The organism is Kitasatospora sp. HPM-01-4, from assembly GCF_051374625.1.
Lineage (GTDB): Bacteria > Actinomycetota > Actinomycetes > Streptomycetales > Streptomycetaceae > Kitasatospora.
The window spans coordinates 8612427-8622756 of the sequence record NZ_JBPQGP010000005.1 but is presented as its reverse complement, the minus strand read 5'-3'; the positions used below and the strand labels follow the sequence as shown (position 1 = coordinate 8622756).

11 protein-coding genes are annotated in these 10330 nt (G+C 73.2%); 7 read left to right on the top strand and 4 right to left on the bottom strand.

Annotation, left to right across the window (positions count from 1 at the left end; all coding sequences use genetic code 11):
- The first annotated feature begins 56 nt into the window (after positions 1-56).
- Together ACSMTC_RS37215 and ACSMTC_RS37210 are read left to right on the top strand one after the other, a co-directional pair.
- Positions 57-3149 carry an AfsR/SARP family transcriptional regulator gene (locus tag ACSMTC_RS37215; protein WP_436564169.1) on the top strand — a complete coding sequence of 1031 codons (3093 nt, stop codon included), beginning with the start codon at positions 57-59 and terminating at the stop codon, positions 3147-3149.
- Between the two features lie 254 nt (positions 3150-3403).
- Positions 3404-3550: a hypothetical protein gene (locus ACSMTC_RS37210; RefSeq protein WP_436564168.1), complete on the top strand. Its 147-nt coding sequence runs from the start codon at positions 3404-3406 to the stop codon at positions 3548-3550.
- Positions 3551-3600: 50 nt separating this feature from the next.
- Here ACSMTC_RS37210 and ACSMTC_RS37205 read toward each other — a convergent pair whose 3' ends face one another.
- The 3 genes from ACSMTC_RS37205 to ACSMTC_RS37195 form a co-directional block, all read right to left on the bottom strand.
- Entirely contained in the window at positions 3601-3891 is a 291-nt protein-coding gene (locus ACSMTC_RS37205) for a dsRBD fold-containing protein (RefSeq protein WP_436564167.1), read from the bottom strand.
- Positions 3888-4058, bottom strand: a complete 171-nt coding sequence (locus tag ACSMTC_RS37200; protein ID WP_436564166.1) for a hypothetical protein — start codon at positions 4056-4058, stop codon at positions 3888-3890. Before ACSMTC_RS37200 ends, ACSMTC_RS37205 begins: the two co-directional genes overlap by 4 nt.
- Before the next feature lie 119 nt (positions 4059-4177).
- A complete protein-coding gene (locus ACSMTC_RS37195) occupies positions 4178-4735 on the bottom strand; it encodes an HD domain-containing protein (RefSeq protein WP_436564165.1) in 558 nt (185 codons plus the stop codon).
- A gap of 50 nt (positions 4736-4785) precedes the next feature.
- Between ACSMTC_RS37195 and ACSMTC_RS37190 the strand changes: the two genes are divergently transcribed.
- Positions 4786-5421 carry a nucleoside/nucleotide kinase family protein gene (locus ACSMTC_RS37190; RefSeq protein ID WP_436564164.1) on the top strand — a complete coding sequence of 212 codons (636 nt, stop codon included), beginning with the start codon at positions 4786-4788 and terminating at the stop codon, positions 5419-5421.
- Positions 5422-5457: 36 nt separating this feature from the next.
- Here ACSMTC_RS37190 and ACSMTC_RS37185 read toward each other — a convergent pair whose 3' ends face one another.
- Positions 5458-6276, bottom strand: coding sequence for a DNA-formamidopyrimidine glycosylase family protein (locus ACSMTC_RS37185; RefSeq protein WP_436564163.1), 819 nt, complete (start codon positions 6274-6276; stop codon positions 5458-5460).
- 121 nt (positions 6277-6397) lie between these two features.
- Between ACSMTC_RS37185 and ACSMTC_RS37180 the strand changes: the two genes are divergently transcribed.
- The 4 genes from ACSMTC_RS37180 to ACSMTC_RS37165 all read left to right on the top strand — a co-directional run bounded on the left by ACSMTC_RS37180 (position 6398) and on the right by ACSMTC_RS37165 (position 10255).
- Entirely contained in the window at positions 6398-7456 is a 1059-nt protein-coding gene (locus tag ACSMTC_RS37180; protein WP_436564162.1) for an NAD-dependent epimerase/dehydratase family protein, read from the top strand.
- Between the two features lie 179 nt (positions 7457-7635).
- Positions 7636-8085, top strand: coding sequence for a MarR family winged helix-turn-helix transcriptional regulator (locus tag ACSMTC_RS37175; RefSeq protein ID WP_436564161.1), 450 nt, complete (start codon positions 7636-7638; stop codon positions 8083-8085).
- Positions 8082-9554 (top strand): MFS transporter, encoded by a 1473-nt coding sequence (locus ACSMTC_RS37170; RefSeq protein ID WP_436564160.1) that lies wholly within the window; start codon positions 8082-8084, stop codon positions 9552-9554. The genes ACSMTC_RS37175 and ACSMTC_RS37170 overlap by 4 nt, the downstream gene beginning before the upstream one ends.
- Before the next feature lie 116 nt (positions 9555-9670).
- On the top strand, positions 9671-10255 hold the full coding sequence (locus ACSMTC_RS37165) for a hydrolase (RefSeq protein ID WP_436564159.1): 585 nt from the start codon (positions 9671-9673) through the stop codon (positions 10253-10255).
- The last annotated feature ends 75 nt before the right edge of the window (positions 10256-10330 follow it).

Genomic DNA, 10330 nt, shown 5'->3' with positions numbered 1-10330 from the left:
TGCTCCCACACGGAGTAAGGATGGGGAACCAGCCACGGCCCGCTGGGGGAGAATTGGTGACGATCCAATTGCTCGGCACGGTGGACATTCAGGCAGATGACCAGGTACTCCCGCTCGGGTCCGACCGGGAACGCGGAGTACTCGCCTCCCTCGCACACGATCTCGGCCGTCCGGTCTCCAGGGAGACGCTCGCCGAACGCCTCTGGGAGGACGATCCGCCGACCACGGCCTTCGCCACCCTGCAGGGCCACCTCTCCAAGGTCCGCCGGGTGCTGCGCGCCGCGTCGGCCATCGAGGCACCGGGGTCCGGGCGGCCGGCTCCCGAGATCACCCGCACCGCTCACACCTACCGGCTGGAGGCCGAACCGGATTCGGTGGACTGGCAGTTCTTCATCCGCTCGGTCGGCCGGGCCCGTTCGCTCGCGGCCGCGGGTGACGACATCCGGGCGCTGGCCGCGTTCAAGGAGGCCGACCGCCTCTGGCAGGGCGAGGCGCTCGCGGGGCTGCCCGGCTTCTGGGCGCGCACCGCCCGGACCGCGATGGACAACCAACGGCTGACCGCCACCCTCACCCGGTTCGCGATCGAACTGCGGCTCGGCCGCTACCCGGATCTCGTGCCCGAGCTCTCCCGGCTCTTCGAGCTCAAACCGGACAACGAGACCGTGGCCGGCCAGCTGATCACCGCCCTGTACGGCTGCGGTCGTCAGGCCGACGCCCTCGACGTCTACCGGCGCGCCAGGGCGCGGCTCCGGGAGACACTCGGCACGGAGCCCGGCGAGCGGCTGGCACGCATCCACAGCCAGGTACTTCAGGGCGCCCCGCCGGCCGACCTGGTCACCGACCGGTCCCGCGCGGGACGTCCTGCCGCGGTCAGCGCCGTCCGCGGCCCCTCCACCCTGCCGCCCACCACCGAACTGGTCGGCCGGGAGGACGAGTTGTCCCGCCTCACCGCCGCGGCCACCGCGGCCGGATCCGGCGGAGTGATCAGGATCGAGACCATCTCCGGGATGGGCGGCGTCGGCAAGACGGCACTCGCCGTCCACGCCGCCGAGCTGCTGTGCGACCGTTTCCCCGACGCGCAGCTCTATCTCAACCTCCGCGGGCACTCCCCCTCCCGGCAGCCGCTCGCTCCCGAGGCCGCCCTGCGCGACCTGCTCGCGGCGCTCCGACTGCCGCCCGAGTCCCTTCCCGCCAGGGCGGAGGAGCTCGGCGCCCTCTGGCAACGGGAACTCGCCTCCCGCCGCGCGGTGATCGTCCTCGACGACGCCGCCGGGACCGACCAGGTCCGCCCGCTGCTGCCCAAGAGGTCGCCGTCGCTCGTCCTGGTCACCAGCCGCCACCGCCTGGCCGAACTCCCGGGCGCCACACCGGTCCTGGTACCGACCCTGCCGGCGGACGACGCCGTCGCGCTCTTCCGCCACCACGTCGGACCGGACCGCGCGCAGGACACGGAGCTGGTCCGCACGATCGTCGAGCGCTGTGGACACCTCCCGCTCGCCGTCACCCTGGTGGCCAGCCGTTTCAAGGCCCATCCGGCCTGGTCGCTGCGGGACCTCACCTGGCGGCTCGTCCGCGAGCCCGGGCGCCTGGGCGAGATCCGGCACCGGTCGGACGAGCTCACCCGCTGGTTCGAGCTCTCCTACCGGTCGCTCACACCCGGACAGCAGACGGCCTTCCGAAGACTGGGACTTCACCCCGGCCCCGACTTCGGCCCGTACGAGGCCGCCGCGCTCTTCGGGCTGAGTCTCGACAACGCCGAGCGCATGCTCGAAAGCCTCCTGGACTGCCACCTCCTGGAGGAGCCGGCCCCGGACCGCTTCCGGGCCCATGACCTCCTCGCCTCCTACGCCGCCATGCTGGCCGCCCGCGACGAACCCCCCGACGGGCGGCAACGGGCGCTGGACCGGCTGACCGCCTTCTGCCTGCTCGCCGCCGACCGGGCGGACCGGCTGCTGTATCCGCTGCGCTCCCGCCTGACCGTGCCGCACCGGGAAACCGGATCCCCGCAGCCGCCGTTGGCCGACGAGACCGAGGCCCGCACCTGGCTCGGCCGGTCCATCGGCACACTGATCTCCGTCGAACACCTCGCCCGCCGCCACGGCCGGCCCGCCGAGGCCGCCTGGCTGGCCCATGTGCTCAGTGAGTTCCTGCACAAGGAAGGCCACTTCGCGGAGGCCGAGACCATGCACCGGGCCGCCGCCGCCCACTGGGAGAGCGTCGGCGAGACCCGGGTCCAGGTCCGCGCCCTGCTGAGTCTCGGCACGACCCTGGAACGCCGCTCGCTCTACCCCGCGGCCGGGGACATCGGCGAGCGTGCCCTGGTGCTCGCCGGGACCGTGGACGACCTGGACGGCCGCATCGAGGCCTACCTGCTGCTCGCGACCACGCACTGGAGCGTCGGCGAGTTCGACACCGCGCTGATGATCCTGCGCACCGCCCTGCGGGTGCACGCCGGCCGGGGCGGCCGCTGGAACCGGGCCCGGATCCTGAACAACATGGCGGTACCGCTCTCCCTGCTCGGGGAGCAGCCGTCCGCCCTGGCCGTCTTCACCGAGGCCCTGTCGGAGCTGCGCCACATCGGCGACTCCCGCCTGGTGGCGGGCAGTCTGAGCAACATCGGACAACTCCAGCAGGAGATGGGCGACCCGGAGTCGGCCCGGCGCTCCTTCGAGGAGGCCCTGTCGCTGGCCTCGGTGGTCAGCCCGGACGACCACCTGGCCGCCATCCGGATCAACCTGGCCGGCACCCTGACCGCCCCCGAGGAACTCCCCCGGGCGCTCGACCTGTGCAGAGCCGCCCTGGGCACCTGCCGCCGGCTCGGCGACCGCCGCAACGAGGCCAACGCCCTGATCGGTCTCGGCCGCGCCCATGCCGCCTCCGCCCAGCACGCCGAGGCCAGGGCCCGCTACACCGAAGCCCGCGACCTCGCCCGCGTCATCGGCTCAGCCCTTGAGGAGACCATCGCCCTGCACGGAATCGGCCGGGCCGAGGCCGCACTCGGAAACCGCGCACTCGCGGTGAGCCGACTGACCGAAGCCGTGGACCTGGCCCGGCAGATCCGCTCCCCCATCGAGGAGTACGGGGCCCGGGAAACTCTCGACGCGATACTCGAACAATTCGACAGCGAGTCGGATTCACCGAATGAGTGATCGATAATCCCGGATACGACGCGCGCCCTCATCTCCGGAAAGTCCACCACGTGCCGGACCGCCCACTATCAGACTTTCTGCCTGCACATCGTCGGATCGGCGCAGGAGTCAGCCCAAGGGGTCAGCACGGATTGGCGACGGCAATCGACGCACCGCTAGCGTTAACGGCCGTAAACATCGCCGAAAGCCTCACCGGCAATTAAAGCATCAGCTTTTGCCTTGGGGCAAGTGCCCAACCTTTGAAGGAACCCCTCGTGCTCAAGATCCTGGCGGCGACCGTCGTGGCCGTCACCGGCCTCGTCCTCTTCTCCCCTGCGGCCCAGACCCAGGAGGCCACCCGGACGGCAAGCGCCGCCAAGACGATTCCGGCGGTCTACATCATGTTCGCGCAGCAGCCCTGACCCGAAGCGCTGCTCCTCCACCCGGCAACCGGGCCGAGGAGCAGCGCGAGTCACTCCAGATCGCGTCGGCGCGCCGACTCGGCGGCCTCCGCCGCGACCGACCCCGCGTGGACCAGGCGATGGCCCAGCTCGATCAGGGCGCGCCCGGCGGCGAGTTCGTCGCCGATGACGGCGGCGGGCGGGTCGTGGGGGCTGCGACGGGCCTCGGCGTCGGCCTCGAGGATGTTCTGGCCGGTGTCCAGTTCGAGGTGCGCCTGGGTGAGGTCGCCGTCCTCGGTCAGCCGGAGGCGCATGGTCCACTCCGTGCTGTGCGGAGGCGACTGCCGCTGGTCGGCGCTCACCGCAGGGTGTCTTCCGTCGGTTCGTCGAGGCGGTCGCCCTCGGCCAGCGACTCGTCCTGCGCGTGCGCGGTCTGGTACGAGGTGATGCCCTCCTCCGGGTCCACCGCCCGGACGTCCTCCCGCTCCTTGGTGGACTTGTCTGCGAACTTCTCCTGCATGTCGGACATCGCGGGCTCCCTCTGCTCGAACCCGGCACCCCCTCGGCGCGACGCCGCGGCGCGCGGCCGGCCGGGCAGCACGTAGCTGTTCTGCTACCAGCCTGCCCCTACCGCGCCGTCAAGGCCACTCACCCGCCGAGCCTGGTGAACGCCTCCAGTTCGACCAGCAGCGAGGGGTTGACGATCCCGACGATCGCCCGGACGTCCGCCGGGGCCACCACCGGCCAGAGGACCTCTCGGGCGGCGCGGTAGCGGGCCAAGAGCCGCTCGCGGTCGGGGGCGGAGAGCCGGGCCGCACGGGCCGGGACCGAGTTGTGCGCGTTGTCGGCGATCTTGAGTAGGGTGGCCGAATGGTCGGTGGTGATCTGCTGGAGCATGGCCTGGTACGCCACGCCGGGGGCCCTGGTCACCCGGCGGACGGTCGCGACCACACCGAACGGCACCCCGGCGCGCAGCAGGTCGTCGGCACCGAGCCCGGTGTCCTCCAGCACGTCGTGCAGCAGGCCCGCCATCTGCAGTCCCACACCGAACGGGGCGAGCCCGGCCGCGACCGCGCGCAGGTGCCCGAGGTACGGTTCGCCGATCCTGTCCAGCTGCCCGGAGTGCGCGTCGGCCGCGAGGGCCTCGACCTCGGCAAGGGTCAGGTCGGGCACGGCGGTCTCCCAGGTGAAGTGACGGATGATCATTCGGCCTGCAATATAGTCGAGTTGTCGAACCGGAGAGGAACCACCAGGTCGTGCAGGTGAGACCGATCTCCCCAGAGCGTCTGACCGCCCTGCTCGCCGAGCGGATCGACGCCCATCCGGCCGGGGCGGCCGGCGGATGGCTGCGGATCGCCGTCGACGGGGCGCCGGCGGCCGGCCCCGGCGAACTGGCCGACTCCCTGGTCGAACCCCTGCGGCTGCGCGGCCGCCCGGTACTCCGGGTGTCGGCCGCCGACTTCCTCCGCCCGGCCTCACTGCGCCTGGAGTACGGCCGCCACGACCCGGACGCCTACCACGACCTCTGGCTGGACGACGGCGCACTGCTCCGGGAGGTGCTCGACCCCCTGGAGCCGGGCGGAAGCGGGCGCGTCCTCCCCTCCCTCCGGGACGCCGCCACCGACCGGTCCACCCGCGCACCGTACACCGAACTCCCGCCCGGCGGTGTGCTGTTGCTGGACGGCGCGCTGCTGCTCGGCCGCTGGCTGCCGTTCGAGCTGACGGTGCACCTCGCGCTCTCCGCGTCCGCACTGGCCCGGCGGACTCCCCCGGAGGAGCGCTGGACGCTCCCGGCCTTCGCCCGCTACGAGGCCGAGACCGGCCCGTCCGCGCTGGCCGACCTCACGGTGCGCTCCGACGACCCGCGTCATCCGGCTCTGGTGCTCCCCTGAACCCGTGGCCTCCCTGTCCGGTCAGCCAGCGTCCGATCAGCCGGAGTCCGGCCAGCCGGCCGGGGAGGGACCTCGCTGGCAGCGCGGGCACCAGAAGGCCGGACGCTCCCGGCCCTGGTCCCGCGTGTGCGGGGCGGTACGGATCGGGGTGCCGCAGCGCAGGCAGGGGCGGCGGGTGCGGCCGTAGACGAAGTTCCGGCGGTCGGGGCGCTGCTCGCCGGTGGTGGGGTGGCCGGTGCGGAGTCTGTTGGCGTCGAGGAGCTGATGGGCCCGGGCGAGGATCCGCTCCAGGGTGGGGACGGTGCCGAGCGGGGTCCAGGGCGTGACTCCGGCGAGGAAGCAGAGCTCATTGGCGTAGACGTTGCCGATGCCGGCCAGCTTCCGCTGGTCCAACAGGGCTTCGGCGATCGGGAGTTCGGGCTGCGCGTGGAGCCGGCGCAGTGCCTCCGCGAGGTCCCAGTCGGGGCCGAGCAGATCCGGGCCGAGGTGGCCGACCACGCGCTGCTCCTCGGCGGTGCGCAGCAGCTCGACGACCGGGAGCCGGTAGCCGACGGCGGTGTGCTCGGCCGTCGCGAGGACGGCGCGGATCTGGTGGGCGGGACCGCCGCGCCAGCGTTCGCCGGTCCGGTAGAGCTCCCAACTGCCGTCCATCCGCAGATGGGTGTGCAGGGTGAGTCCGCCGTCGAAGCGGGTCAGCAGGTGCTTGCCGCGCGGGGTGACGTTCAGGACCCGCTGCCCGCGCAGGTCGGCGGTGGCATGGGCGGGCACCCGCAGATCCGCACCGGTCAGCAGACGGCCCGCCAGCGCCTGGTGCAGGCGGGCGGCGGTTCGGTAGACCGTGTCTCCTTCGGGCACGGTTCCATCATGCCGCGCGGTCGGCCGCCGGTTCCGTACCACTCCGCCCGGGTGCCATAGGGTCCTGGCCCCCGGCCCGGGCACGCCGGCAAGGGCGGACCGAGCGGCTAGCTTCGCCGCTATGAGGATTCTGGTCACCGGCGGCGCCGGGTTCATCGGGTCGGCGGTGGTGGCGCGGCTGGCCGGAGCCGGCCACCCGGTGCGGGTGCTGGACGCGCTGCTGCCCGCCGTGCATCCGGCCGGGCGGGCGCCGGTGTGGCCGACGGGGGTCGAGTTCCTCCGGGGCGACGTACGGGACCGGGCGGCGGTGGAGCGGGCGCTGCGCGGCGTGGACGCGGTCTGCCACCAGGCGGCGATGGTGGGCCTGGGCCTCGACTTGGACGACGCACCCGACTACGTGAGCTGCAACGACCTGGGGACTTCGGTGCTGCTGGCGGCGATGGCCCGCGGCGGGGTGCGGAGTCTGGTGCTGGCCGGGTCGATGGTGGTGTACGGCGAGGGGCGCTACCGCTGCGCCGTGCACGGGGACGTGGCGCCGGGGCCGCGCCGGGTCGCCGATCTGGACGCGGGGCGCTTCGAGCCGCCGTGCCCGCGCTGCGGCGAGCCGCTGGCCCCGGGGCTGGTCGGCGAGGACGCGCCGACGGATCCGCGCAGTGTGTACGCGGCGACCAAGCTGGCGCAGGAGCACCTGGCCGCCGCGTGGGCACGGGCCTGCGGCGGCCGGGTTCTGACGCTGCGCTACCACAATGTCTACGGGCCGGGGATGCCTCGTGACACGCCGTACGCGGGGGTGGCCTCGCTGTTCCGCTCGGCACTGGCCAGGGGCGAGGCACCCCGGGTGTTCGAGGACGGCGGTCAGCGGCGCGACTTCGTCCATGTCGCGGACGTGGCCTCGGCGAATCTCGCGGCGCTGGCGGCGGTCGGCGGCCGTCCGGCGGGCAGTGCGCGGGTGTTCAACGTCGGCAGCGGTGCGGTGCACACGGTGGGCGAGATGGCCGGGGCGCTGGCGGCGGCGTGCGGCGGCCCTCGCCCGGTGGTGACCGGCGAGTACCGGCTCGGCGACGTCCGGCATGTCACGGCGGACTCGTCCCGGCTGCGCGAGGAGTTCGGCTGGCGGCCGACGGTCGCCTTCGCCGACGGCATGGCGCGGTTCGCGGTGGAGCCTCTGCGCGAGGGATGAGCGGCCGAGCTGCGGCGATACCGCACGCCGACGGGCGGTGGACCAGAGGACGGCGACTGCGCACCCGAAATGGCCGGCCGGCCCGTACGCCGGTCCCGACGGACTGCACAGCCAAACTGGACAGCCAAGACTGCACAGCCAGACTGGACAGTTTGGACTGAAGGTTTTAGCCTGGAGGCATGGAAGAGACCACCGGAGACATCTCCGAGTCGGCCGCCCGTGCGGCGAGTGAGCTGCGAGTGGTGTTCAGCCGGCTGCGCCGTCGGTTCATGGAGGTGACCGACCGCCAGGACCTCACTCCCTCCCAACTGTCCGTGCTCAGCCGGCTGTCCAAGGACGGAGCGGCGTCGGCCAGCGTTCTGGCGGCCGCCGAACGGGTCCGCCCGCAGTCGATGGCCGCCACACTCGGCGTGCTCGACCAGCGCGGACTCATCGAGCGCCACCCCGACCCCGAGGACGGCCGCCGGCAGCTGGTCACCATGACCGTGCTCGGCCGCGAGTACATCGCGGGCAGCCGGCAGGCCCGGGAGGAGTGGCTGGCGCGGGCCCTGCAGGACCGGTGCACGGAGGAGGAGCGCCGCACCGTCGTCGCGGCGCTGGCGCTGCTGGATCGGCTCACCCGGTCATGACCTCGCTCCTCGTGCGCCTGACCCGCTCGCGGCGCCGCCCCGCGGCGGAGTCCCGCCCCGCGGCGGAGTCCCGGCCCGCCTCGCCGGACGGCTTCAACCGCAAGCTGATCGCCCCGATGGTCCTGGGGTCGGTGCTGAACCCGGTCAACTCCTCGATGATCGCGGTGGCTCTGATACCGATCGGGGCCGCCCTCGGGGCACCGCCGTCGCAGACCGCCTGGCTGGTCTCCGCGCTCTACCTGGCCACTGCGGTCGGCCAGCCGGTCATCGGCCGGCTGGTGGACACCTACGGGCCCCGCCGCCTCTACCTGATCGGGACGTCGCTGGTGGGGATCGCCGGACTCCTCGGCGCCCTCGCACCGTCCCTGGACTTCCTGATCGCCGCCCGGGTACTGCTCGGCTTCGGCACCTCGGCCGCCTATCCCGCCTCGATGTACCTCACCCGCAGCGAGGCCAGGCGCACCGGTCAGGACAGCCCGGGTGCCGTGCTGACCGCACTCGCGGTCGCCAGCCAGACCGTCGCCGTCGTCGGGCCCACCCTCGGCGGACTGCTGATCGGCCTCGGCGGCTGGCGCACCATCTTCACCATCAACGTCCCGCTGGCACTGGCCTGTCTGGTCCTCGGCACGCTGCGACTGCCGAAGGTCCCCCTGCCGGAGCGTGAGCGGAGCTCGTCCACCGCCCGGCTGGACCTCGTGGGCATAGCGCTGTTCGCGGCCATGCTGGTCTCGCTGATGCTGTTCCTGATGAGCCCCCGGCTCGCCCACTGGTACCTGCCGCTGCTCGCCGCCGCGGCGGCCGCGGGCTTCGCGGCACGGGAGCTGCGGGTGGCGGAGCCGTTCATCGACCTGCGGGTGCTCGGCGGCAACCCGCCGATGCTGGCCACCTTCGCCCGCCAGGTACTGGCCTACACCGCGGTCTACGCGTTCATGTACGGCTTCGCCCCCTGGCTGGAGGAGGGCCGCGGGCTGCGCGCCTCGGTGGCCGGGCTCGTACTGCTGCCGCTCTCCCTGAGCGCGCTGCTGGTCTCCGGCGTCACCGGACGCCGGAGCGAGATCCGGGGCAAGCTCGTCGCCGGCGGCGTCTTCCAGATCGCCGGCTGCGTGGTGCTGCTGCTGGTCCGACCGGGCTGCTCGGTGTGGCTGCTCATCGTCGTGGGCGTGCTCCTGGGCATCCCCCAGGGCCTGATAGGACTCGCCAACCAGAACGCGCTCTACCACCAGGCCGATCCGGCGCGGATCGGCTCCGCCGCCGGGCTGCTGCGCACCTTCATGTACCTCGGCGCGATGACCGCCTCCGCCGCCAACGCCGCCTTCTTCGGCCACGGCGTGGGGACCGGCGGCCTGCACCGGCTGGCGCTGTTCATGGCCGGCTGCGCCGCCCTGCTCCTGGTGGCGACCCTGGCGGACCGCTCACTGCACCGCCTCGGCCGGCCGGCCGCGCGGACACCGGGTCAGGCGGCGGTGTAGCCGCGGCCCCGGACCGCTCCTGGCCGCACCCGCACTCGCAGCCGCCGAAGCCCTCCCGAACTCCCTTTTCCGCACTACCCGTTACCACGCGACCGACCCCGAGAAAGGGCACACCCATGGCTCTCAGCACGCTCGACCCGCGCACCGCGCTGGTCCTCGTCGACCTGCAGAACGGCATCATCGGCATGCCGACCGTCCCGTACACCGGCCCCGAGGTGGTGACCCGGGCGACCGAACTGGCCGACGCCTTCCGCTCCCACGGTGCCCTGGTCGTCCTGGTGCGGGTCACCGCCGCCGCCGACGGCTCGGACGCCGTACCCGGCCGCACCGAGGCCCCGCGCCGGGCCGGCGGTCTGCCGGAGGGCTGGGACGTCATCGTCGACGACCTGGCCGGCCGGCCCGGGGACATCACCGTGACCAAGCGCAACTGGGGCGCCTTCCACGGCACCGACCTCGACCTGCAGCTGCGCCGCCGCGGCATCACCCAGGTCGTGCTGGCCGGCATCGCCACCAGCATCGGCGTGGAGTCCACCGCCCGGGCCGCGCACGAGCACGGCTACCACGTCACCCTGGCGACCGACGCCATGGCGGACATGGACCAGGAGGCGCACCGCAACAGCATCGAGCGGATCTTCCCCCGGCTGGGCGAGACCGGCACCACCGCCGAGATCGTCGAACTGCTGGCCAAGACCCGCGCCTGAACCGTGTTCTGACTCCCGCCGCACCCGCCGGGCGCCCACTCGGGCCCGGCAGGTGCGGTGCTTCCGGGCCGCCGA

Coding starts and splice junctions, on each gene's coding strand:
- ACSMTC_RS37200 (WP_436564166.1), bottom strand. CDS start 4,058: ATGTCCGACATGCAGGAGAAGTTCGCAGACAAGTCCACCAAGGAGCGG.
- ACSMTC_RS37195 (WP_436564165.1), bottom strand. CDS start 4,735: ATGATCATCCGTCACTTCACCTGGGAGACCGCCGTGCCCGACCTGACC.
- ACSMTC_RS37180 (WP_436564162.1), top strand. CDS start 6,398: ATGAGGATTCTGGTCACCGGCGGCGCCGGGTTCATCGGGTCGGCGGTG.
- ACSMTC_RS37170 (WP_436564160.1), top strand. CDS start 8,082: ATGACCTCGCTCCTCGTGCGCCTGACCCGCTCGCGGCGCCGCCCCGCG.
- ACSMTC_RS37165 (WP_436564159.1), top strand. CDS start 9,671: ATGGCTCTCAGCACGCTCGACCCGCGCACCGCGCTGGTCCTCGTCGAC.
- ACSMTC_RS37175 (WP_436564161.1), top strand. CDS start 7,636: ATGGAAGAGACCACCGGAGACATCTCCGAGTCGGCCGCCCGTGCGGCG.